Source organism: Paraburkholderia sp. A1BS-2L, from assembly GCF_051125205.1.
Classification (GTDB): domain Bacteria; phylum Pseudomonadota; class Gammaproteobacteria; order Burkholderiales; family Burkholderiaceae; genus Paraburkholderia.
In genome coordinates, this window is record NZ_CP120430.1 from 883,599 (window position 1) to 907,086 (window position 23,488).

At 62.4% G+C, this 23,488-nt stretch carries 25 protein-coding genes; 8 read left to right on the forward strand and 17 right to left on the reverse strand.

The window, feature by feature from the left end:
* Positions 1-26 precede the first annotated feature (26 nt).
* The 3 genes from P5W98_RS28555 to P5W98_RS28565 all read right to left on the reverse strand — a co-directional run bounded on the left by P5W98_RS28555 (position 27) and on the right by P5W98_RS28565 (position 3,024).
* Positions 27-560, reverse strand: a complete 534-nt coding sequence (locus P5W98_RS28555; RefSeq protein ID WP_421027158.1) for a DUF5943 domain-containing protein — start codon at positions 558-560, stop codon at positions 27-29.
* Positions 561-694: 134 nt separating this feature from the next.
* A complete protein-coding gene (locus P5W98_RS28560; protein WP_035534843.1) occupies positions 695-1,666 on the reverse strand; it encodes a dipeptidase in 972 nt (323 codons plus the stop codon).
* An 83-nt stretch (positions 1,667-1,749) separates the two neighbouring features.
* Positions 1,750-3,024 (reverse strand): serine hydroxymethyltransferase, encoded by a 1,275-nt coding sequence (locus P5W98_RS28565; RefSeq protein WP_421027159.1) that lies wholly within the window; start codon positions 3,022-3,024, stop codon positions 1,750-1,752.
* Positions 3,025-3,470: 446 nt separating this feature from the next.
* Between P5W98_RS28565 and P5W98_RS28570 the strand changes: the two genes are divergently transcribed.
* A complete protein-coding gene (locus tag P5W98_RS28570) occupies positions 3,471-4,496 on the forward strand; it encodes a GlxA family transcriptional regulator (protein ID WP_421027160.1) in 1,026 nt (341 codons plus the stop codon).
* Positions 4,497-4,522: 26 nt separating this feature from the next.
* Here P5W98_RS28570 and P5W98_RS28575 read toward each other — a convergent pair whose 3' ends face one another.
* The 6 genes from P5W98_RS28575 to P5W98_RS28600 form a co-directional block, all read right to left on the reverse strand.
* Positions 4,523-4,897 carry a PLP-dependent transferase gene (locus P5W98_RS28575; protein ID WP_421027998.1) on the reverse strand — a complete coding sequence of 125 codons (375 nt, stop codon included), beginning with the start codon at positions 4,895-4,897 and terminating at the stop codon, positions 4,523-4,525.
* A gap of 101 nt (positions 4,898-4,998) precedes the next feature.
* Positions 4,999-5,727 carry an amino acid ABC transporter ATP-binding protein gene (locus P5W98_RS28580; protein WP_421027161.1) on the reverse strand — a complete coding sequence of 243 codons (729 nt, stop codon included), beginning with the start codon at positions 5,725-5,727 and terminating at the stop codon, positions 4,999-5,001.
* Positions 5,728-5,763: 36 nt separating this feature from the next.
* Entirely contained in the window at positions 5,764-6,423 is a 660-nt protein-coding gene (locus tag P5W98_RS28585) for an amino acid ABC transporter permease (protein WP_421027162.1), read from the reverse strand.
* A gap of 73 nt (positions 6,424-6,496) precedes the next feature.
* Positions 6,497-7,309 carry a transporter substrate-binding domain-containing protein gene (locus tag P5W98_RS28590; RefSeq protein ID WP_421027163.1) on the reverse strand — a complete coding sequence of 271 codons (813 nt, stop codon included), beginning with the start codon at positions 7,307-7,309 and terminating at the stop codon, positions 6,497-6,499.
* Positions 7,310-7,690: 381 nt separating this feature from the next.
* Positions 7,691-8,356 (reverse strand): winged helix-turn-helix domain-containing protein, encoded by a 666-nt coding sequence (locus P5W98_RS28595; RefSeq protein ID WP_421027164.1) that lies wholly within the window; start codon positions 8,354-8,356, stop codon positions 7,691-7,693.
* 48 nt (positions 8,357-8,404) lie between these two features.
* Positions 8,405-9,067 carry a response regulator gene (locus P5W98_RS28600; protein WP_421027165.1) on the reverse strand — a complete coding sequence of 221 codons (663 nt, stop codon included), beginning with the start codon at positions 9,065-9,067 and terminating at the stop codon, positions 8,405-8,407.
* Between the two features lie 96 nt (positions 9,068-9,163).
* On the opposite strand from P5W98_RS28600, the gene P5W98_RS28605 reads away from it, so the two are divergent.
* From P5W98_RS28605 to P5W98_RS28625, 5 genes are all read left to right on the forward strand, one after another.
* Positions 9,164-9,484 carry a hypothetical protein gene (locus tag P5W98_RS28605; protein WP_421027166.1) on the forward strand — a complete coding sequence of 107 codons (321 nt, stop codon included), beginning with the start codon at positions 9,164-9,166 and terminating at the stop codon, positions 9,482-9,484.
* Positions 9,485-9,776: 292 nt separating this feature from the next.
* The gene (locus tag P5W98_RS28610) at positions 9,777-10,889 is read left to right on the forward strand and encodes a porin (RefSeq protein WP_421027167.1); all 1,113 of its coding nucleotides are present in this window, start codon (positions 9,777-9,779) and stop codon (positions 10,887-10,889) included.
* A gap of 89 nt (positions 10,890-10,978) precedes the next feature.
* On the forward strand, positions 10,979-11,947 hold the full coding sequence (locus P5W98_RS28615; RefSeq protein WP_421042761.1) for a YncE family protein: 969 nt from the start codon (positions 10,979-10,981) through the stop codon (positions 11,945-11,947).
* Positions 11,948-12,107: 160 nt separating this feature from the next.
* Positions 12,108-13,400 (forward strand): oxalate/formate MFS antiporter, encoded by a 1,293-nt coding sequence (oxlT, locus tag P5W98_RS28620; RefSeq protein ID WP_421027169.1) that lies wholly within the window; start codon positions 12,108-12,110, stop codon positions 13,398-13,400.
* Between the two features lie 257 nt (positions 13,401-13,657).
* A complete protein-coding gene (locus P5W98_RS28625; RefSeq protein WP_421027170.1) occupies positions 13,658-13,930 on the forward strand; it encodes a DUF4148 domain-containing protein in 273 nt (90 codons plus the stop codon).
* 66 nt (positions 13,931-13,996) lie between these two features.
* Here P5W98_RS28625 and P5W98_RS28630 read toward each other — a convergent pair whose 3' ends face one another.
* The 8 genes from P5W98_RS28630 to P5W98_RS28665 all read right to left on the reverse strand — a co-directional run bounded on the left by P5W98_RS28630 (position 13,997) and on the right by P5W98_RS28665 (position 22,765).
* Entirely contained in the window at positions 13,997-14,158 is a 162-nt protein-coding gene (locus P5W98_RS28630) for a hypothetical protein (RefSeq protein ID WP_421027171.1), read from the reverse strand.
* A 101-nt stretch (positions 14,159-14,259) separates the two neighbouring features.
* Positions 14,260-15,456, reverse strand: a complete 1,197-nt coding sequence (gene fdhA, locus P5W98_RS28635) for a formaldehyde dehydrogenase, glutathione-independent (RefSeq protein WP_421027172.1) — start codon at positions 15,454-15,456, stop codon at positions 14,260-14,262.
* Positions 15,457-15,612: 156 nt separating this feature from the next.
* Positions 15,613-16,080, reverse strand: coding sequence for a dihydroneopterin aldolase (locus P5W98_RS28640; protein ID WP_421027173.1), 468 nt, complete (start codon positions 16,078-16,080; stop codon positions 15,613-15,615).
* Positions 16,077-16,715: a sarcosine oxidase subunit gamma gene (locus P5W98_RS28645; RefSeq protein WP_421027174.1), complete on the reverse strand. Its 639-nt coding sequence runs from the start codon at positions 16,713-16,715 to the stop codon at positions 16,077-16,079. The genes P5W98_RS28640 and P5W98_RS28645 overlap by 4 nt, the downstream gene beginning before the upstream one ends.
* Positions 16,705-19,713, reverse strand: coding sequence for a sarcosine oxidase subunit alpha family protein (locus tag P5W98_RS28650; RefSeq protein WP_421027175.1), 3,009 nt, complete (start codon positions 19,711-19,713; stop codon positions 16,705-16,707). Before P5W98_RS28650 ends, P5W98_RS28645 begins: the two co-directional genes overlap by 11 nt.
* Positions 19,710-20,069, reverse strand: a complete 360-nt coding sequence (locus P5W98_RS28655) for a sarcosine oxidase subunit delta (protein ID WP_421027176.1) — start codon at positions 20,067-20,069, stop codon at positions 19,710-19,712. The genes P5W98_RS28650 and P5W98_RS28655 overlap by 4 nt, the downstream gene beginning before the upstream one ends.
* Positions 20,070-20,097: 28 nt before the next feature.
* The gene (locus tag P5W98_RS28660) at positions 20,098-21,342 is read right to left on the reverse strand and encodes a sarcosine oxidase subunit beta family protein (protein WP_421027177.1); all 1,245 of its coding nucleotides are present in this window, start codon (positions 21,340-21,342) and stop codon (positions 20,098-20,100) included.
* Positions 21,343-21,379: 37 nt separating this feature from the next.
* A complete protein-coding gene (locus tag P5W98_RS28665) occupies positions 21,380-22,765 on the reverse strand; it encodes an L-serine ammonia-lyase (RefSeq protein ID WP_421027178.1) in 1,386 nt (461 codons plus the stop codon).
* A 107-nt stretch (positions 22,766-22,872) separates the two neighbouring features.
* On the opposite strand from P5W98_RS28665, the gene P5W98_RS28670 reads away from it, so the two are divergent.
* A complete protein-coding gene (locus tag P5W98_RS28670) occupies positions 22,873-23,163 on the forward strand; it encodes a hypothetical protein (protein WP_421027179.1) in 291 nt (96 codons plus the stop codon).
* Positions 23,164-23,229: 66 nt separating this feature from the next.
* On the forward strand, positions 23,230-23,487 hold the full coding sequence (locus P5W98_RS28675; RefSeq protein WP_421027180.1) for a PAAR domain-containing protein: 258 nt from the start codon (positions 23,230-23,232) through the stop codon (positions 23,485-23,487).
* The last annotated feature ends 1 nt before the right edge of the window (position 23,488 follow it).

A 23,488-nucleotide genomic window follows, 5' to 3' on the forward strand; every position in this document is an offset into this window, starting at 1 on the left:
TCTCGTGTTACTTGGTGTAGTTCTTTTTAGTGGGCGATCGGCGACACTTCAAAGACGCAGTGATCGTGGTTTTCGGCCGCGCACTGCACTTCCTTCGATTGCGAGCGCGGTGCGCCCTTGCCTTCCGGCGTCGTGTCGTTGACCCAGTCCATCGCGCCGGCGAACCAGCCCGCGAACATGTAGCAAAGCTTGCCTTCCTTGCCCGGCTGCTGGAGCACGAACGACGAATGGCGCAGCTCGATCCTGGCGCGCGCGCTCGACGGATCGGCCTCGATGATCGAGAACAGACCCCAGCCGCGCTGCGAGAGGCGCTTCAGGTAATGCTCGAATACCGCCATGCCGGTCAGGCCGTGCAGCTTCGCTTCCTTGTCGCACCAGTGATAAGCGGACTTGTAGCCGGCCTTGTAGAGAATTTCCGCATAGGCCTCGACGCCGAGCGCTTCCTCGACGGCGACGTGATTGTTCGTGAAGAAATGACGCGGAACGTACAGCATCGGCAGCGCGTCGGTGGTCCAGACGCCCGTATCGGGATCGACGTTGATCGGCAGTTGCGGTTGCATCGTAGTGACTCCGTGAGGAAAAAAGCCGATTGCGTCGTTGCGCAGGCGCGGCATCGCCCGCGTGCCCCGCGCGTCATGCGCCGGGCACGTCCCGTTGTTTCGTGTTTGGTGTGCTGGCTAGACCGTCGTGCGGCTTACGCGCCCCACACGTCCTTGTACACGCGCACCCAGTTCTCGCCCATGATCTTGCGGATGCGCGATTCCTTCCAGCCGGCGCGTTCCATCGCGGCGGTCAGGTTCGGGAATTCGCCGATCGTGCGGATGCCTTCCGGATTGACGATCTTGCCGAAGTTGGTGAGCTGGCGATAACGACCCTTGTCGTGCGTGAGCATGTCGAAGAACTCTTTCGCGTAATCCTGCGTGAAATCCGTGCCGATGCCGACCGTATCTTCGCCCGCGATGTTCACGACATAATCGATCGCTTCGATATAGTCTTCGATCGTCGATTCGATGCCGCGCTTCAGGAACGGCGCGAACATCGTCACGCCGACGAAACCGCCCGCATCGGCGATCTCCTTGATCTGCGCATCGCTCTTGTTGCGCGGATGGTCCTTCAGGCCCAGCGGCAGGATGTGCGAGTAGCACACCGGCTTCTTCGAAAACGCGATCGCTTCCGACGACGTGTTGCCGCCGACATGCGAGAGGTCGACCATGATGCCGACGCGGTTCATCTCGGTGATGACTTCGCGGCCGAAATCGGAGAGGCCGCCGTCACGCTCGTAGCAGCCGGTGCCCACGAGGTTCTGCGTGTTGTAGCAAAGCTGCACGACGCGCACGCCCATATCGGCGAAGGCTTCGATGTAGCCGAGGTTGTCTTCGAACGCGTGCGCATTCTGGAAGCCGAGGATGACCCCGGTCTTGCCTTCCTTCTTCGCGCGGAAAATGTCTTCGGTCGTGCGCACCAGCGTGAGCAGTTCGCTGTTGTCGCGAATCTGCTTTTTCATCACGCCGATGTTGTCGACCGTCTTGGTGAAGTTCTCCCACACCGACACGGTGCAGTTCGCAGCCGTGATGCCGCCCTTGTGCATGTCTTCGAACACCGGCCGCGCGAACTTCGAAATGTTCAGGCCGTCGATGATGATGCTGTCCTGATGCAGCGTGCTCATGTGTCTCTACTCCAGTATTGTCTGACGTCGGTGGGGTCGACCGTGTTCGGGGAACGGGCCCGGCGCGCCGGGCCCCTATGCAATCAATAGATCGGGAAGCGTTCGCACAGCGCGAAAATCTCGCGGCGCACGCGCTGCTCGGTGGCGGCGTCGCCTTCCGGATGTGCGCGCAACGAATCGAACACTTCGAGAATCAGGCGGCCGATCTCGCGGAACTCCGCCACGCCGAAGCCGCGCGTCGTACCGGCCGGCGTGCCCAAGCGAATGCCCGAGGTGACCGTGGGCTTTTCCGAGTCGAACGGAATGCCGTTCTTGTTGCAGGTGATGCCGGCGCGCTCGAGCGCCTGCTCCACCTGGTTGCCCTTGAGGCCCTTGGGACGCAGGTCCACCAGCAGCAGGTGGTTGTCGGTCCCGCCCGTGACCAGATCGACGCCGCCCGCCTTCAGCACTTCGCCGAGCGCCTGCGCATTCGCGAGCACGCTGTCGATGTAGGTCTTGAAGCTCGGATCGAGCGCCTCGCCGAACGCCACCGCCTTGCCGGCGATCACGTGCATGAGCGGGCCGCCCTGCAGGCCGGGGAACACGGCCGAGTTGATCTTCTTGGCGATTTCCTCGTCGTTGGTGAGCACGAAGCCGCCGCGCGGACCGCGCAGGGTCTTGTGCGTGGTCGACGTGACCACATGCGCATGCTCGACCGGGTTCGCATGGCGGCCGGCGGCGATCACGCCCGCAATATGCGCCATGTCGACCATCAGCTTCGCGCCCACGCTATCGGCGATCGCGCGGAAGCGCGCGAAGTCCAGCTGGCGCGGGTAGGCGGAAAAGCCCGCGATGATCAGACCCGGCTTATGCTGATGCGCGAGCTCTTCGACCTGGTCGTAGTCGATACGCATGGTTTCGCGGTTCACGCCGTACTGCACCGCGTTGAACCACTTGCCCGACAGCGCGGGCTTGGCGCCGTGCGTGAGGTGGCCGCCCGCGTCGAGCGACATGCCGAGCACCGTCTCGCCCGGCTTGGCCAGCGCGAGCATGACCGCGCCATTGGCCTGCGCGCCCGAGTGCGGCTGGACATTGGCGAAACCGGCATTAAAGAGCTGCTTGATGCGCTCGATCGCCAGCGACTCGATCTCGTCCATGAATTCGCAACCGCCGTAATAGCGCTTGCCGGGATAACCTTCCGCGTACTTGTTGGTGAGCACCGAGCCCTGCGCTTCCAGCACCGCGCGCGACACGATGTTTTCCGACGCAATCATTTCGACCTGCGACTGCTGCCGCTCGATTTCTTTCAAAATGCTTTTACGCACCGCGGAGTCGCGCTCGGCGAGCGGCTGCGAAAAGAAAGCTTGAGTGTTCGACATAGAGCATCCGTGACGATGTGAGATGAATGGCCCGGCCCGTACCGGAAGGCCCCGCCCCGCCTGGGTTTCGTGCCCGTCGGGACGGTGGCGGTTGACGGCTCTATTCTTGTCGTTCGTATTTGCGGCCGATGTATGAATTCAGACGCGTTCTTTTCCTTTTCCGCCATCGGCGTCCGTTTTTCACAAGTACCGGGAACATTCGCTAACCACTGGTGGAAGGTTTCCGATTCCAACAATCATCAGACGTTATTCGCGGTGAATTGAATGCACCGGGCCGCCGCACGCCAAATTCCTCCGGAACACCCTTTAAATCTGACCGCGCGTATTTTTGTCGGGTTTGAATTAGGGTTTAGCCGCATGGCACACTTGGCACGCCAGATTCGAAAATGAGCTAGCCTGGCGCGGGCTTCCGGCCCAGGCTTCAGAATTAAAGGAATCGTCCTCTCATGGTCCCCGCCCGTTCGGCGACGTTGGCGCACTTTGCGTTCATGCCGCTGCCCAATTTCACGATGATTGCGTTCACGAACGCCATCGAAGTTCTTCGCATGGCGAACTACCTGAGCGGCCAGCCGCTCTACCGGTGGTCGATCATCAGCCCGCAGGGCGGCCAGGTCACGGCAAGCAACGGACTCTCCATCGACAGCGGCCCCGCCGAATGCGTGGGCCAGCCCGACATCGTGTTCGTTTGCGGCGGCGTGGACGTGCAGCGCGTCACCACCGCCGATCATCTCTCCACGCTGCGCCGCTTCGCGCGCATGGGCGTGGCGCTCGGCAGCCTGTGCACGGGCACCTATGCACTCGCCAAGGCAGGGCTGCTGGCCGGGTATGCATGCGCGATCCACTGGGAGAACATGTCGGCGCTCAAGGAGGAGTTTCCGTCCACGCGCTTTCTCAAAGAGCTATTCGTGATCGACCGCGACCGGGTGACCTGCACGGGTGGCGTGGCTCCGCTCGACATGATGCTGAACCTGATCACGGAGCGGGTGGGTACTGCGCGCGTCACGCAGATAGCCGAACAGTTCGTGGTCGAGCATGTGCGCGATACCAGTGCGCAGCAGCGCATGCCGCTGGTGGCGCGGCTTGGGTCGGCGAACAAGTCGCTGTTCGAGGTCATCGCGCTGATGGAAAACAATATCGAGGAACCGCTGTCGCGCGAAGAACTCGCAAGGCTCGCGAATATGTCGCAACGGCAGTTGCAGCGGTTATTCCATGAGCATCTGGGGATGACACCGACGCATTACTATCTGACCCTGCGGTTGCGGCGTGCGCGTGAGCTTTTGCTGCAGACCGACATGTCGATCATGCAGATCACGATGGCTTGCGGGTTTCAGTCGGCTTGCCATTTCAGCAAGAGCTACCGGGATGCGTTTGGGAATGCGCCTACCGGCGAGCGACGCAAACGCATTGCGCCGCTTTCGGGGGTGGATACGCCGGCTGTTATTGCTGCTGCCCCGTCGCTATCGGCTCACTGATTGCCTTGTTTTTCGTGTGATTGGCGTCACGGCACGCTCAGAAAGCGGAATGCCTTATCAAGGTCCGCGATCAAGTCCTCTTTTGCTTCAAGGCCGATATGGAGACGGAACGCAAATCCGTCGTATGGCCAGTTGCTACCCGGTCGCTCCTGACGGGGATCGAACGGCATCACGAGGCTCTCGAATCCGCCCCACGAAAAGCCCATTCCGAAGAGTTCGAGGTGGTCGACGAACGAGCGGAATCCTTCGCGGGTAAACCCGGGTTTCAGCGCAACGCTGAAAAGGCCGGAGGCTCCCTTGAAATCACGTGTCCAGAACGCGTGGCCCGGGGTACCCGGCAGTGCTGGGTGGAGTACGCGTTCGACCTCGCGACGCGAGGTGAGCCAGGTGGCGACATCCAGATTCCGTGAAGCAAAAAGGTTTCAGAATGCATGACTAGTCCCTATCGGATGCCCTTCGGCAACCGACTGTTTTTCAGTAACGGGCGACTACGCGAATACGCTCAGTGGGGCAGCACGCGCAGCAGGAACTCCTTTGCGCGATCGGATTGCGGATTGTCGAAGAAGACTTCGTTGCGGGCGTCCTCGACAATGATGCCCTTGTCCATGAACAGGACCCGGTGCGCCACTTTCCTCGCGAAACCCATTTCGTGCGTGACACACATCATCGTCATGCCTTCCTGGGCGAGTTCGATCATCACGTCGAGCACCTCGTTGATCATCTCGGGGTCCAGGGCGGACGTGGGTTCGTCAAACAGCATCGCGATCGGATCCATCGAGAGCGCCCGTGCAATCGCAACGCGTTGCTGCTGGCCGCCAGACAGTTGAGCGGGATATTTGTCGGCGTGCGCGCGAAGCCCCACCCGGTCTAGCAGCGCCAGTCCTTTCACGGTTGCGGTATCGCGGTCCCGGCCGAGAACCTTGATCTGAGCGAGCGTCAGGTTCTGCGTGATAGAGAGATGCGGGAACAACTCGAAATGTTGAAACACCATCCCGACCTTGGCGCGGAGCTTCGAGAGGTTAGTTTGCTTGTCTCCCACCGAATGACCGCCAACGACGATTTCGCCTTCCTGGAAGGGTTCGAGGCCATTCACGGCCTTGATCAGCGTCGACTTGCCGGAGCCGGACGGACCGCACACCACAACCACCTCCCCTTTTTTCACGTCCGTTGTGCAGCCGGTAAGAACCTGAAACTGCCCGTACCACTTCGAAACGTTTTTGAGTGAAATCATCTCGCTATCTCTACGATTCTCAAGTTACCCGTTGTCTCAGCGCACATGTGCCTGCGCAAGCCGCACTTCAACGTGACGCTGCGCCCACGACATTGCCGTGCTCAAAATCCAGTAGATTGCGGCGGCGGCCAGATAGAGCGGCAACGGTTGATACGTCGCTGCAATGACTTCCTGCGCGGCGCGCAGCATCTCCGTCACGGTGATCACGGAAACTAGCGACGTATCCTTGATCAGGCTGATCAGCGTATTGCCTAGACTCGGTACGGCCATTCGCAAGGCCTGCGGACAAATTACGTAGCGCAACGTCTGCAAGTGGGTGAGGCCCAGGCTATGCGCCGCACTCCACTGTCCGCGGCTGATGCCGAGAATGGCGCCGCGCATGCTCTCGGAGAGATAGGCCCCGGCGTTGGCGGTCAAAGCGAGAATGCCCGCGCTCGTTGGCTCGAGAGAGATGCCAATATCGGGCAACCCGTAGTAGACGACGAAAATCTGCACAAGCAGTGGTGTGCCGCGCATGAGGCTGACGTAGCCCCGGGCAACGCCCATGAGGAACGGCCGGCCGCTGATACCCATGATGGCGACGATCAGGCCGACGCACAGCCCGAGAAACGCGGAGGCAAGCGCGAACTTCAGGGTAATCAATGCACCCATCAGGAGGAGCGGCAATGCCTGAATAACGAGGTCGATTGGAGCCATAGAATGATCTGCTGCGCGGGCGCATCGCCCGGGCCGGAGCCCGGGTGACGCAAACAGAAAGAAGGATGAGCAATTACTGCGAGACGGGCTGCGTTACGTCGGTGTTGAACCAGTGCATCGAAATCTTTTTCAACGTACCGTCCTGCTTCAGCGAACTGAGAGCGTCGTTCACCGCCTTTTCGAACGCGGGATTGCCCTTGCGGAAAGGAATGCCCATTTCCTGCTCGCCCCCTTTGAGTACCGCGCCCGGACGAAGCGGGAGATTCGAAGTCTTGATGATGTATGGCAGCATCAGGCGGTCGTCGAGCGTCGCGTCGATGCGGCCGGACGCGAGATCGCGCAGTTTCTCCGGCGCGCCAGGATAGGTTTGGACGTTGATGCCCGAAACCGCGCGGGCCATCTGGTCATAGTTGGTGCCGAGCGTTACGCCGATTTTCTTCTCGCCGCTGAACTCGCCGAGCGATTTGAACTCGCGCTTGTCGTTGGTGCGCTGAATCAGCTGGGCCGCCGAGAAGGTGTAGGGCTGGCTGAAATCCAGCGCCTGCTTGCGCTGGGGCGTGATGGTGACCTGATTGACGATCACGTCGAATTTGCCGGCCTGCAGGCCGGCAAGGATACCGCTCCACTCGGTGGGGACGAATTCCGGCTTGACGCCCAGTCTGGCAGCAAGGGCCTTGGCGACATCCACATCGAAGCCTTCAAGCTCGCCGGCAGCGTTCCTGTAGTCGAACGGAGGATAGGTGCCCTCCAGGCCGACGTGCAGCACACCGCTCGATTTCACCGTTTCGAGCAGGTCCTGGGCGTGGGCAGTGGCGCCCACAAAACCGAGCGCGGTCATGACGAGCGCACCGCGCATAAGCAGACGCCTGGTGTTCGAAAAATTCATGGTCTCCTCGTGGATTCAAGTGGGTCGTTCTAATGGGTGTCGAAAGCGGCATGCCTTCAACGGGTTGCAACGGGAACTGCGTGCGTTGTCATCCAGGGGCTACCGCGCGACATGCGTTAAACATGCGGCTCGGCCCGTCCGGTCACTGGAGATCGTACGGGGGCAGTAAGAGAATTTTTTTTTAAAATCTCTAGTATTTATCCACTAGGACGAAGAATAGAATTCTTTGCGGGGCAGCCGTTGCAGTAGAGATGTTGTTTGGACGGGTGCGCCGCCCCCCCCTGGAATCGTTGCGTTCACCCGGGGAATCGCGGAGGCTGCCTGGCTTAAGCCGATACCGGCATGACAACGGTATTGCCGAATTGCCAATAGTGGTTTGCCTTAGCGCCAGCTTTGGCACAACCGATAGCCGACGCCTCTCACAGTCACAATCTTCTCCGCACCCAGCTTGCGCCTCAAGCCATGGACAACCACATCCACGGCATTGTTGTCCAGCGCAGCACGCGGTTGCCCGTCGAGGTGCAGTGCCAGTTCCGAGCGCGTGAATACCCGCGTAGGCTCGTTGACCAGCGCACTCAGAATCCGGTATTCGCTTGGCCTCACCGAAACCGGCAAGCCATCGAGCAATATGGAATGATCGAGCGTGTTGACCAACAAATTTCCGAGCACCACCCTGCCTTGAAGGCGGTGCGGGCGCCGCATCGACAGGCGAACCCGGGCTCGCAGGTCCTCCAGCTCGAACGGCTTCATGAGGTAGTCGTCAGCGCCGCTGTCCAGCACGACCATGGGGCTCGCGAACAAACCTTGAGGAATCAAGGCAACGACAGCCGCTTGAGTTCCGCGCCTGCGATAACGCCGCAACAGATCGAACGAGTCCAGGCACGCGCAACCGAAGTCGAGCAGCACGAGATCGTGACATTGCGCCTGCAAGCTCAGTTCGGCCTCGTAGGCGCTGCTCGCCCAGTCGACCTCATGCCCCATAAGAGGCATCACCGAAACGATCTGTAGTGCGATCGAATCGTCGTCTTGAACCAGTAGCACTCTCACATTGATCTCCAGTCATCCCGATGGCTTGCAGCTTCACCAGTCATGGGGCTATGCGAGCGTGCCGATGCGATAGCCCACGCCTCGCACGTTATAGATTGCGTCGCTCCCCAGTTTGCGGCGCAGATTGTGAACATGCACCTGGATGGCGTTACTCTCGATCTCCTCGTTCCATCCGTACAGGCGTTCCTCGAGCTGCGAGCGCGTGACGACCATTGCAGGATCGCGCATCAGCTCCTCCAACAACACGAACTCGCGTGTCGTCACCGGCACCTCCCGGTCGCCTAGCCATACGCGGTGCTGCGCGGGGTCGAGCCGCAGCGTGCCAACTTGCAGCAACGGTTGCACGCGGCCCGTCTGGTGCCGGTTCACGACGCGGATGCGGGCCAGCAGCTCGTCGAGCGCAAACGGCTTGACGAGATAATCGTCAGCGCCGCCGTCAAGGCCCGCCACCCCGTCCGGCACGGCATCGCGAGCGGTAATCACGATTACCGGCGTTGCATCGTTTCGCCGGCGCAACCTCGCGAGCAGCGCGAGCCCGTTCTTTCCGGAGCGCGCGATATCGAGCAGCACAAGGCCATACGAGGTCGCGGCAAGCGCCAGCATGGCCGAATCCCCGTGCTCCACCCAGTCGACTGCGAAGCCCTCCTTGCGCAAGCCGCGCTTCAATTCACCATCTATCGATGCGTCATCTCCCACGAGCAATATGCGCATGGTATTCCCCGTTATTCAATTCACTGCCAGTCAATGATTTCGATGCGGACATATCGTGATCGCCGCATGAATTGATCGTGTTAAGAAAAACTCCCCATGAAAGCAGCACCAACGATTTTCAAGAGCTTAAGGTTTGCCGCAGTTTTTAAAGCGGGCAAACACTCAGTGAATTCCCTGGCGAGCAGTCCGCACCTGTACATCCTTGTGTCAGCAAGGCTCTTGCCACTTTACGTTTTGCTTTATGACGATCCAGCGAATTTCCGGACCGTGGGCCGGCCTGCGCAATCGTCAGGAACGTCCGGTAGCCGCTCCCATCGGTGCTCTCCAGCAAACGGCGCGATGGTTCGCCCGGCCGCGCAAGGGCTGCGCGACAGCCGGATCGTAACCCTCGATCATTTAAACGGCTTTCAGGCATAAGCTGCCTTTTATCGTGGACATAAAATTATTCGATTGTCCTTAAGCTTGGGGCGCCGTCAAAGTTCGATCCGGAACAGTTGATGCCCGCCGCGTAACCCCGGTGAGCGGGTTCAACACGACGCGAAAAAGATTGCCGACACGGCAGCAAAAAGCTGGAGCTGGCATACCTCCATCCGTTCCCAAGCATCGATCTTCGGCACCGTATTTTCTTTCCTTAAATTCGCATTACAAACTACTACCAATGAAAGGAGATGTTGTGGTCAATTTCAGATATCGATCCATTTTTATCGGAGTGCTTATCGTTTCGGCGTCGTCCGCGGCAGATGCGCAGAGCAGCGTAACGCTGTACGGCTCGATCGACGAAGCCGCGGCCTACTACAACAACACGGGCGGCCACTCGCTCGTGGCAATGCAAAACGCCGACAATGGATCGACGTACTGGGGCCTCAAAGGCAAGGAAGACCTCGGTGGCGGCCTGAATGCGATCTTCACCCTGGAGAGCTCCTTCGACATTACACACGGATCGCTGTCGAACAATCGCATTTTCGCCCACCAGGCCACCGTCGGTCTTGGCGGTGACGCCTACGGCACGCTCACGATGGGGCGGCAGTTCGATCCGACGGTCGACCTGATTCAGCCGATTACCGGCGACAGCTTTGCGGGACCCGTTTTCACCACGCCGGGCGATGCCGACAATAACGACAACTCGGTGTGGATCAACAGCTCGATCAAGTACGCGAGCCCGACCTACGCGGGCTTCCAGTACGAGCTGATGTACGGGGTTGGCGGAATCGCCGGCAACGCCACCGGCGGCCACGCGTACGGGGCGGCCGCCTCGTACAACCATGGCGGACTGACGCTCGCCACCGGCTATCTGTTCGCAAAGAACGATGCCAACGGTACCGGCGCAGCGGACCTTACGCAAGATAACTCGGTCACGCCCCTCTTCGGCGCGACGCCCATGTTCGGTTCCCGGCAGATCGTCCAGGTCGCGGCGCAGTATGTCATCGGCAACCTGACCGCCAACATCCGCTACAGCAACGCGCAGTACAAGCCGTACACGGATTACGGCGCTTTCAACCGCACCGAAACATTCAATGTTGGCGGTGCTGCGCTCCAGTATCAATTCACTCCGGCGCTGTCCGGCGCGCTCAACTACGTGTACACGCACTCGAGCGGCGCGTCGTCGGCAACTTACAACAACTTCGGTGCGAACGCAACTTACTCGTTGAGCAAGCGCACGAGCTTCTATGCCGACGTCGCGTATTCCCACGCGAGCGGCACGACGTTCAGCGAGGACGGTTCCGGGATCGTCGCGGCGGGCGGCACGGTGGGCGATCTCGCCGCGAGTTCGAGCACCCGTTCGCAGGTCGTGGCGATCATCGGCATCACGCACAAGTTCTGAAGTCGCATTCAAGGTAGTCGATAAAACTCACTAAAGAAACGCGTTCATTTCCTACTGGAGGCAACATGGCATTTTTCAGGCACAAAACGTTGACGATCACTCTCGTCGCAATGGGGTTGTGCGCCGTCGGGACCTATGCGCAGGCGTCGCAGTACCAGCTCGTCAAAACGATCGACCTGCCCGGCAGCAAGGGCGGTCACGGCGATTGGGTCACCTACGACAAGGACACCCACGCGGTCTGGCTGTCCCAGTCGCCCAATCACAATGTGGTCGTGATCGATGCGAAGACCATGGCGATCAAGAAGACGCTCTCGGGCGTCGATTCCGGCAACGGCATCGATTTCGACGCGAACCACGCCTACGTCACCGATGCGACCACGGGCAAGTTGATCGTCTATGACAAACACTCGTTCGACCGCATCGCCGCCGTCGACAGCGGCGGCAAGACCCCCGACGGCGTGAACGTGGACACGAAGTCGGGCGCCATCCTGCTCGCGAACGACGACAGCAACAACGAGGCCGTTTTTGAGCCGAAGGCCCCGTACAAACTCACCACGACGTTCAAGCTCAAGCCTGAAGACGACAAGGATGGACCGGACGTCGCGCTCTACGTCGCTTCCACTGACCGCCTGTATCAACCCGTTGGCGGCAAGATCGACGTGATCAATCCGAATACCCATGAGATCGAGGCGGTATGGGACTTCGGCCTGAAGGGCGCGGCCAAGGGCGGTGTCTACGACAGCAAAACGAATCATCTGATCTTCGGCACCAGCGACAAGAAGATGCTTGTGGTGAACCCGGCAACGGGCAAGCTCGTGGCGACCATCGACGTCGCGGGCGCAGTGGACCAGACGGCTATCGACACCGACAAGCGCCGCGCGTTCATCGGCGACAAAACCGGCAACCTCGAAGTGGTCGACCTCGACACGAACCATGTTATCGACCACATCCAGACCGAGCCCAAGGTCCACACGCTGACCGTCGACACGGCAACCCATCGCGTCTACGTCTATCTCAACGAAAGCAACAAGGTTGGGGTGTACGAGCAGAAGTCCTGATATCGCACACCGGAGACGGGTGGCGCAGCAGCATGGTCCCCTGCCCCGCCCGCGCCGCGCCTGCACCGCATGAATGGAACGCGGGGGCGGCGCGCAAGATCGCGAAGGATCGCATCGACGCGTGCCGTCACCCGACCGCTAATTTGTAGGAGAAGTCGTCATGTCATCCGCTGCCTCGCCGGCAGGCAAGCCCTTGCTCAGAAGCCGCTGGACTCAGCTGTTCATCGGCATTGCCTGCATGGCACTCGTCGCCAATCTGCAATATGCGTGGACACTATTCGTTGTCCCAATGAAAACCCAGAATCTCTGGAGCGCTGCCGAAGTTCAAACGGCATTCTCCATTTTCATTCTGGTCGAAACCTGGCTCGTGCCGGTCGAGGGATGGCTGGTGGACCGCTTCGGCCCGCGCCCCGTCGTCATGGCCGGCGCGGTATTCGTTGCGCTTAGCTGGGTGATCGACTCGTTCGCCACCTCGCTGCCCGTGCTCTACACCGCCTCGGTCATCGCCGGGCTCGGCGCGGGCTGCGTGTACGGCACCTGCGTCGGCAACGCGCTCAAGTGGTTCCCGGACCGGCGCGGGCTCGCCGCCGGCCTGACCGCGGCGGGCTTTGGCGCCGGCGCCGCGCTGACGGTCATCCCGATCGCGAACATGATTCACCATTCCGGATATCGGCAGACGTTCTTCGTGTTCGGCATCATTCAGGGCATCGCGATCTTCATCCTGAGCATTGCGTTGATTCGCCCCAATCCGGGTCCCGGCATCAAACCGGTGGCGCGCGTGGTGACGAGCAAGGTCGACTATCCGCCGAGCCAGATGGTCAAAACGCCGCTTTTCTGGATGATCTATCTGCTCTTCGTGCTCGTAGCGGCCGGCGGCCTGATCGCGACGGCGCAGCTCGGCCCGATTGCGAAATCGTTTGGCTTCGCGAAGCTCCCTGTGCAATTCCTTGGCACGACGTTGCCCCTGCTGACGCTGGCGCTCTCGGTCGACAATCTGCTCAACGGGCTGACGCGCCCCCTCTGCGGTCTCCTGTCCGACAAGATCGGCCGCGAGAACACCATGCTGATCGTGTTCATCGGCGAGGGGCTCGCTTTGCTCGGGATGAATGCATATGGTCACGATCCATACGCATTCCTGATCTTTGCGCCGCTGATCTTCCTGTGCTGGGGTGAGATTTACTCCATCTTCCCGGCGATCTGCGCGGATACGTTCGGCGGCAAATACGCGTCGTCGAATGCCGGCACGCTTTATACCGCCAAGGGCACGGCGTCGCTGCTCGTCCCGATCGCGTCGCTGGTGGCCGCAGGCGGATCGTGGGAGCACGTGCTGATCGGCTCCGCCGTGGTGTCGATCGTCGCGGGCGTGTCGGCCAAGTTCATTCTCGCGCCCATGCGAAAGCGCTGGTTCAAGGGCATGAGTGACGAGGTTGCTCCAGTACTCCAGACTCAATGATCGCAACCGCGAGTTCCGCGCTGGCGAGTATGCGCGACCGGAAAGCTGGATGGCGGAAAGCGCCGACATGCGCATCGCCTCCGGCCCCTGCTTCCGGCATCATCAGGGCGTCAGCCGACGCAGTGCTTTGTGCCGCCATTGCTGGCGCCCTTCTCCAGTTAACTGTTCCTTAAGTCTGCGCTGTCAAGCTAATTGTGCCAGCCGCTGCCCCGCCCGGGTCCGCAGCGCTGATACCTCACTAGCTGGAGGCACAGACGATGAATCGGACACTTAAAATAGCCGCGTTTGCGGCTGCATTGCTTGTACCGGCCCTTACTTTCGCTCAAGCACCGCAAACATCCAATGGGCCGCTCACGCGTGCCCAGGTGCGCGCGGAATTGGCCCAGCTCCGGCAAGCCGGCTACAGGTCCACCGGACGCGATAACCATTATCCTGACAACCTGCACGCAGCCCAGGCGCGTATCGCTGCAGCGGCCCCCGGTACGACGCCAGGCCAAACCACTCCCACGATGGCACCGAATATGCAGTGAAAACATGATTGCGCCGGCGTGAACCTGCGCCGGCAAAGGGCTCGAGTGTCCGGCGCGTACGTCCGGTCAGGCGATGGCGGCGACCCGTCTCGGGCAGAGCCAGCGCATCGAATCGATAAGGGGCTGGGCCAGCGAAACAAGGTGCCCGCAGGCCAGTTCGAAGAGTTCGGTGGGAAGTGCGCGTCGCGCCTTGCTGAAGGCCTGCGCGCTGGCACGGACATCATCCATGCAGCCATGCGGGGCAACGCTGGCAGACCTGCACAAAATCAGGGAAATGCCAACGCCGCCCGTACCACGTAAAAGCGTAAGCGCTTACGCGCTACCGCCCATCAAGCCGCCAACAACCCATGCGGGTCGATCACAAACTTCCGCGGCGCGCCGCCATCAAACTTCTTATACCCTTCAGGCGCTTCATCAAGCGAAATAACCGAGACATTAACGATCTTGGCGATCGGCAACCGATCAAACAAAATTGCCTGCATCAGATTGCGGTTGTACTTGAGCACCGGCGTCTGCCCGGTATGGAACGTGTGCGACTTCGCCCAGCCCAGGCCAAATCGAATGCTCAGGCCGCCGTGCTGCGCGGCAACGTCCTTCGCGCCCGGGTCCTCGGTCACATAAAGCCCCGGAATACCGATCATGCCCGCAGGACGCGTGATTTCCATGAGCGAGTTGAGCACCGTGGCCGGCGCTTCTTCCGAGTGGCCCGACGCGCCGTGACCGTGCGCCTCGAAGCCCACGCAATCCACCGCGCAATCGATCTCCGGCTTGCCGAGAATCTGCTCGATCTGCTCGCCCAGCGAAGCATCCTTCGAAAGATCCACGACTTCGAAGCCCATCGCCTTCGCATGCGCGAGACGTTCCGCATTCATGTCGCCGACGATGGTGCAAGCCGCGCCAAGCAAACGCGCAGAAGCCGCCGCAGCCATGCCAACAGGGCCCGCGCCCGCGATATACACCGTCGAGCCCGGCTTCACGCCCGCCGTCACTGCGCCGTGATAGCCCGTGGGCAGAATGTCCGAAAGGCAGGTGAGGTCGCGAATCTTCGACATCGCCTGTTCCTTGTCCGGGAACTTCAACAGATTGAAATCGGCATACGGCACGAGCACGTACTCGGCCTGGCCGCCAATCCAGCCGCCCATATCGACATAACCATACGCGCCGCCCGCGCGCGCCGGGTTCACGGTCAGGCACACGCCCGTGTTCTGCTCGCGGCACATCGCGCAACGGCCGCATGCAACGTTGAACGGCACCGAGACCAGGTCGCCGAGCTTGAGCGTCTCGACGTCCTTACCAATTTCGACCACTTCGCCCGTGATCTCGTGACCGAGCACGAGGCCGATCGGCGCGGTGGTACGGCCGCGCACCATATGCTGGTCCGAGCCGCAGATGTTCGTGCTGACCACCTTGAGAATCACGCCATGGCCGATCGCGCGGCCGGACGGATCGACCATCTTCGGATAGTCGATCTTCTGCACTTCGACCTTGCCCGGTCCTTGATACACGACGCCTCGATTGCTCATCACCTTGTCTCCTTCAGAGTTGGCGCTGCGCTTCTCTAGCGGCGCGCAGCGATATGTGGAGCGTAGCCCGCCGCACGCACCCCGCGATGTGCAAAAGCCGACGCGTGCTTGCCTCGATCCGACATCGGCGGAAAACATCAAATGCTGCGGCGCACTACGCTACCAGCGTCCTGTGGCGCTCCACTGCAGATAATCGGCGCGCGTCCATTCGAGCGACACGCCGATGCGCTGCGTGCCGGGCCGGATCTTCGGCTTGTGCACTTCGATCGTGAGCGTATCGAGCGCGGGCCACTCGCGAAACGAGAGCGCCGCAATATCGGCCACCAGCGTTTCGAGCAGCCGCGTATGCGGCTTCTTCGCGAGAAACTCCGCAATGCGCGCGCAATAGCGCTCGTAATCGATCCAATCGCTCTCTTCCTTCGGCATCGAGCGATAGCCCAGTTGCGCATCGATCACGAGCGGCTGCGGCTGGCCATGCTCGTGCGCATGAATGCCGATGCGCGCGGGCACGCTCAGGCCCTCGACGAACACACTCCAGCCGCGGCCGCGCGAGGGCGGCACATCGCGCGCCGCCGGCGCATCGAACGGTGCGGGCGCCGGATCGAAGGTTCCGTCGACGATCTTCATGACGCAAGCGACGCCGTGGCGTCTACCATGATGCGGCAGAAGTAATCCGCGAAGCTGCGGCGCACGACGATCTCGAAGCGGTCGCCGCCCATCGGAACCAGCACGATCGAGGCCTTGAAGAACACGCTCTGCGCGCACTGCCCTTCCTTGAACAGCCCCGGATGCAGGTCCAGCGGGCAGCCGCGCGAGAGCAGCTCGCGCGTGCGCGCGCCGTCGATCTCCACCACCGTGTAGCCGCTGCCCACGTCCACGGCGGCCGCGTACGCCTCGCCGAATGCGGGCGCGAGCTTCGCTTCGAGCACGCCGGCCTGCACCGCCGCGTCCGAGCGCACGAGCCATTCGTCGGGGCCGAGCCACAGCACGTCGTAGCCGTTGCCGCGCGTGACCGTGTTGGGCGTCGAAGGCGGCTGGCAGCCGACCACCTGGGCAAACCCGTCCACGAACGCCGGATCGCTCAGTTCGCCGCGCACGTTCACCAGATCGCGGAACGGCAGTTCACGCAGGGTGAAGCCGTTCGGCGCGCGGCCCTCCTGGGCCTTGATGAGCCCGGCCACGCCGGCGAAAGGCGACTCGAGCCGCACCGCTGCTGCTGCGCGCTCCGCAAGGGGCGCCGTATCCATCGTTTCATTCAACATGCTGACGCACCCCTTCAGTGTCGTAAAAAATCGGGCTGGCAATCTTCGCCTTCACGCGCCGGCCATCGGCCATCGAGATCGCGACGTATTCGCCGGTTTTGTTGTGGCCGCCCTTCACGACCGCCAGTGCGATCGAGCGGTCGAGAATCGGGCTGTAGTAGCTCGACGTCACGTGGCCCAGCATCGGCGTGGTGCCGTCGGCCCTCTGCTGCGCATTCACGTCCACGATCTGGCCGCCTTCGGGCAGCACGAACTTCGCATCGTCGGTCAGGAGTCCGACGAACTGCTTGCGCCCGTCCTTCGCGGTGTCCGAGCGCTTGAGCGAGCGGCGCCCCAGGAAGTCCTTGGTCTGCGAAACCAGCCCGCCCATGCCCAGGTCGAACGGCGTGACCGAACCGTCGGTGTCCTGGCCGACGATGATGTAGCCCTTCTCCGCGCGCAGCACGTGCATCGTTTCCGTGCCGTACGGCGTGATGTTGAACTCCGCGCCCGCGGCCATCAGCGCTTCCCACACCGCGCGGCCCGCGTTCGCCGGCACGTTCACTTCATAGGCCAGCTCGCCCGAGAAGCTGATGCGCATGACGCGCGACTTCACGCCTGCCACCGTGCCGTTGCGATACGACATGAACGGGAACGCGGCGTTGTCGAAGTCGATGTCCCTGCACACCTTCTGCAGCACCTTGCGGCTCTTCGGGCCCACCACGGCGAAGGTCGCCCAGTGATCGGTCACCGAAGACAGACGCACCTTCATGTCGGGCCACTCGGTCTGCAGCCAGCGTTCGAGCCACGTGAGCACGCGCGCGGCGCCACCCGTGGTGGTCGTCATCATGTAGTGCTGCGCTCCGAGGCGCACCGTCACGCCGTCGTCGAACACCATGCCGTTCTCGTCGAGCATCAGGCCGTAGCGGCACTTGCCCACTTCGAGCTTGAGCCACGGATTCGTGTAGACCCAGTTGAGCAGCTTCGCGGCGTCCGGGCCCTGGATGTCGATCTTGCCGAGCGTCGACGCATCGAGAATGCCCACGCTGTTGCGCACCGCGAGGCACTCGCGCCTGAGCGCCGCGTGCATGTCCTCGCCCTTCTTCGGGTAGTACCAGGGGCGCTTCCAGTTGCCCACGTCCTCGAACAGCGCGCCGTTCTCTTCGTGCCACTCGTGAATGCAGGTCTTGCGGATCGGGTCGAGGAAGTCGCCCAGTTCGCGGCCCGCCACGGTGCCGAACGTCACGGGCGTGTAGTTCGGGCGGAACGTGGTCGTGCCGGTTTCCGGAATCGACTTGCCGAGCGCATCGGCGAGAATCGCCATGCCGTTGATGTTGCCGAGCTTGCCCTGGTCGGTGCCGAAGCCCATCGCCGTGTAGCGCTTCACGTGCTCGACCGACTCGAAGCCTTCGCGCGCGGCCAGCAGGATGTCCGATGCGGCCACGTCGTTCTGGAAGTCGACGAACTGCTTCGGTCCGCGCGGCGCGGCCTTGCGGCTGCCCACGAGCCACAGCGGCTGCAGCGGCGTTTCCGTGATCTCGGCGGCCTTCGGCACCTGCGGGCGCGTCACGGTGAAGCCGAGCGACTTCGTTGCATCGATGCCGGCATCGACTGCCTGGGTCAGGCCGCGTGCCAGGCTGAATTCGCCCACTGCCGCGCCCACGCTCACTTCCTGCTGCATGCGCTTGCCCGGCGTGAAGCAGGCCTTCGCATCGTTCCAGTGCGCCTTGCCGCCCGACTGCGCGAACAGGTGCAGCACCGGGCTGAAGCCGCCCGACATCGCCACCAGATCGCACGGCAGGTCAGCCAGCTTCGCGCCGGTCTGGCCGTTCTGATACGCGACCACCTCGACCGAGTTCACGCGCAGCTTGCCGTGCGCAGCCATGATGGCCGCGTTGTTCATGATCTTCACGCCCTGGCGGCGCGCGGCGTCCTGCAGGGCGCCCTTGCCCTGCGCACGCGAATCGACCACCGTGACTTCCGCGCCGCAGGCCTTCACGTCGAGCGCGCAGCGGTAGCCCGCGTCGTTGTTCGCGAACACCACGACCTTGCGGCCCGGCAGCACGCCATAGCGATGAATGTAGGTGCACACCGCCGAGGCCATCATGACGCCCGGCAGATCGTTGTTGCCGAACACGATGGGACGCTCGTGCGCGCCGGTGGCGAGAATCACGCGCTTCGCGCGGATCTTCCAGAGCAGTTCGCGCGTGCCCTTGCGCGTCGAGACCGGCAGATGCTCGGTCAGGCGCTGCGTGACGGTCACGAGGTTGTGATCCTGGTAGCCGAAGGCCGTGCTGCGCGAGAGGATCTTCACGTCCGGCATGGCCGCGAGTTCCGCCTCGATCTTTTCGACCCACTGGATGGCGGGGCGGCCGTCGATCTCGGTCTTGCACGACAGCAGGCTGCCGCCCAGTTCGCGCTGGTCGTCGACGAGAATCACGCGCGCGCCGGCACGGCCCGCCGTGTGCGCCGCCAGCAGGCCCGTGGGGCCGCCGCCGACCACCAGCACGTCGCAATGCGCGAAGCACTTGTCGTAGCGGTCGCCGTCGCGCACTTCGGGCGCCTTGCCCAGACCCGCGGCCTCGCGGATCTTCTCTTCGTACTTCGGCCAGAATTTACGCGGCCACATGAAGGTCTTGTAGTAGAAGCCCGCCGGCAGGAAGCGCGAGAACTTCTGGTTGATCGCCATGCGGTCGTGCTCGAGGTCCGGCTCCGCGTTCACGCTGGTCGCCACGAGCCCCTGATAAAGCTCGATTTCGGTCGAGCGCGCGTTCGGCACGGTGTACGCGCCGCGCTCGAGCTGCACCACGGCATTCGGCTCGGCCACATCGGCGGTCACGATGCCGCGCGGGCGGTGGTACTTGAAGCTGCGCGCGACGAAGTGCACGTCGTTGGCCAGCAGCGCCGAGGCGAGCGTGTCGCCCTGATAGCCCTGATAGGTGCGGCCGTTGAACGTGAAGCTCAGCGGAATCGCGCGGTTGATGCGCCCGCCGGCGCCGAGACGGTTCTTCTGGCTCATCGCTGCTTGCTCCCCTGCGTGCCTTGTTGTGCGCCTTGTTGTGCGCCTTGTTGTGCGCCTTGTTGCGCCCTGGCCTGGACGTTCACTGCCGAGCCGGCGTCGCCAAACGTTTCGTAACCCTGAATGTCGTAACTGACGGTGTCGCGCGTCACCTTGAACCAGCGCCGGCAGCCCTGCGTGTGCAGCCACTGCTCCTTGTGCACGCCGCGCGGGTTATCGCGCATGAACAGGTACTCGCCCCATTCGCGGTCGCTCAGCTTGTCGGTGTCCAGCGGCCGGGCGATGTCCGCCTCGCCGCCGCAGGTGAATTCGAGTTCGGCGCGCGGCCCGCACCATGGGCATTCGATCAGCAACATAATGTCTTCTCCTGTTTCCGGTGCGTAATCAGTGCGCCACGGCAGCTGCGCCGTGCTCGTCGATCAGATGGCCGTTATAGAAACGGTCCAGTGCGAACGGCGCGTTGAGCGGATGCGGTTCGTCGTTCGCGATGGTGTGCGCGAACACCCAGCCCGAGCCCGGCGTCGCCTTGAAGCCGCCGGTGCCCCAGCCGCAGTTGAAATAGAGGCCCTTCACGTCGGTCTTGCTGATGATCGGGCAGGCGTCGGGCGAAACGTCGACGATGCCGCCCCACTGGCGGTTCATGCGCACGCGCGAGAACACCGGGAACATTTCGACGATGGCCTGCAGCGTGCCTTCGATGATGTGATAGCTGCCGCGCTGGCCAAAGCCCGTGTACTGGTCGACGCCCGCGCCGATCACGAGGTCGCCCTTGTCGGACTGGCTGATGTACGCGTGCACCGCGTTCGACATGATGACCGAGTTGACCACCGGCTTGATGGGCTCGGAAACCAGCGCCTGCAGCGGATGGCTTTCGATCGGCAGGCGGATGCCGGCCATGTCGGCGAGCGTGGTGGTGTTGCCTGCGGCCACCACCGCCACCTTCTTCGCCTTGATGAAGCCCTTCACGGTATCCACGCCGGTCACGCGCCCGCCATCGCGGCGGATGCCCGTGACCTGGCAGTTCTGGATGATGTCCACGCCGTGACGGTCCGCGCCGCGCGCGAAGCCCCAGGCCACCGCATCGTGGCGCGCCACGCCGGCGCGGCGCTGAATCGACGCGCCCAGCACCGGATAGCGGCTGTTCAGGTTGATCGTGGGCTCGATCTCCTTGATCTGCTCGGGCGTGAGGAACTCGGCGTCCACGCCGTTCAGGCGGTTCGCGTTCACGCGGCGCTCGGTGTCGCGCACGTCCTGCAGGTTGTGCGCGAGATTCATCACGCCGCGCTGGCTGAACATCACGTTGTAGTTCAGGTCCTGCGAGAGCCCTTCCCAGAGCTTCATGGCCTTCTCATACAGCGCCGCCGACTCGTCCCACAGATAGTTCGAGCGCACGATGGTGGTGTTGCGCGCCGTGTTGCCGCCGCCGATCCAGCCCTTCTCCAGAATCGCGACGTTCTTCACGCCGTGCTCTTTCGCGAGGTAGTACGCGGTGGCCAGACCGTGCCCGCCGCCGCCGACGATCACGACGTCGTACTCCTTCTTCGGCTCGGGGCTCCTCCACTGCCGCTCCCAGTTCTCGTGATACGACAACCCGTTGCGGAACAGACTGAATATCGAATAGTGGCTCATCTTGCGGACCCCTTGCTCATTACCTTGATCGTTTCGATTAGCATTCGATGACGTTCACGGCCAAACCGCCGCGCGACGTCTCCTTGTATTTCGTTTTCATGTCCGCACCGGTCTCGCGCATCGTCTTGATGACGTTGTCGAGCGTGACGTAGTGCTGGCCGTCTCCCTTGAGCGCCATGCGCGAAGCGTTGAGCGCCTTGATCGCGCCCATCGCGTTGCGCTCGATGCACGGAATCTGCACGAGGCCGCCCACCGGGTCGCAAGTCATGCCCAGGTTGTGCTCCATGCCGATTTCAGCGGCATTCTCGACCTGCGTGGGCGTGCCGCCCATCACGGCTGCAAGCGCTGCCGCCGCCATCGAGCACGCCACACCCACCTCGCCCTGGCAGCCTACTTCCGCGCCCGAGATCGAGGCCGTTTCCTTGTAGATGATGCCGATGGCCGCAGCCGTGAGCAGAAAATCGACGATGCCCTTCTCGTTCGCGCCCGGAACGAACTTCACGTAGTAGTGAAGCACCGCGGGGATCACGCCGGCCGCCCCGTTGGTGGGCGCGGTCACGACCCGGCCGCCAGCGGCGTTTTCTTCGTTCACGGCCATCGCGTAGAGATTGACCCAGTCGAGCATCGAAAGCGGGTCGCGCAGCGACTCTTCCGAACGCGAGCGCAGATGCACCGAAAGATCGGCTGCGCGGCGCTTCACGCCCATCGGGCCGGGCAGCTCGCCATGCATCTTGCAGCCGCGCTCCACGCAGGCGGCCATCGCGCGCCAGATGCCCAGCAGCCCTTCGCGCACTTCTTCTGGCGAGCGCGACGCGCATTCGTTGGCGAACGTCACTTCCGCGATCGAAAGGCCGCTCTCGCTGCATACGCGCAGCAGGTCGTCGCCGGTGCGGAACGGATACGGCACCTCGCGGCCGCTGCGCACGCCGTTCACGCGGTCGCCGTCGCGGTTCACGACAAAGCCGCCGCCCACCGAGTAATACTCTTTCTCGACCAGCAGCTGGCCGTTTTCATCGAAGGCCTGAAAGCGCATGCCGTTCGAATGCAGCGTGTTTGCGCCGCCCATGGTCTTGCGATAGAAGCCGATGCCTTCCTTCTCGTCGAAGCGGATCGACTGCTTGCCCAGCAGCACGAGCGTCTTTTCCGCACGAATCGCGGCGAGCCGCGGTTCGATGCGGTCGGGGTCGATCGTGTCGGGCAGATTGCCCTCAAGACCGAGCAGCACGGCCTTGTCGGTGCCGTGGCCCTTGCCCGTCGCGCCGAGCGAGCCATACAGCTCGACCTTCACGCGGCGCACGAAAGCGAGCAGGTTGGCGTCCTCGATATGGGACGCGAAGCGGCACGCGGCGACCATCGGTCCGACCGTATGCGAGCTCGATGGCCCGATCCCGATCTTGAACAGGTCGAAGACGCTGACGTTCATCTGACGATTCCCTTTAGTTGCCTGGTGGCCTGGTTAAAACGTGGCGTGACGCGCAAGGGTTGGAAATTGCACGGCTGACGTTAGACGCAAGTAGATCAAAAGCGCCGATGCGTCAGATAGAACAAAAACGCCATTGCCGTTGGACGCCCGCGCCAGCAAGGCTTTCGGGCGGATTGGAAGTGCGTTTTGGCGATGATTCACGGCGAAAAAACACAACTCGGCGGGACCGCTGTTTGGCTGTGCCGCCGATCCGTTCTGTCGTTGCTGCGTCGCAGCGCAAGCGCGCTGCGATCTTTGGCGAGTATCAAGCGAATATGAATTTGAGCGCCGCGCGATGCGCGGTGAATCGCTTTCGGCCGATTTTCGGATTTTTCGTGTTCCAGGCAAAAACTGGCTAGCAAAGGATAGGCGTCCGCGAACAACGCAAGTTGCCGCCACCCCCTTTCCTTTGGAGGTCAGAGCCGATGAGAGACGCAGTAACGGGGCGCGACGTTGCGCGCCTGGGCGATATCACAGACCACGGCGGCGAAGTCATTCAGGCCGCGTCGAACCTCACACACCACGGCGTACCGGTCGCGCTCGACGGTCACCTTGTACGGTGCGCGAAATGCGGCGGCGATTTTCCAATCGTCGCTAAGGGCAGGCGCACGCATGGCGGCGTGCGTGTGGCGTTCATCGGTGACACCACAACCTGCGGCGCGACATTACAGCGGGGGACCTGAG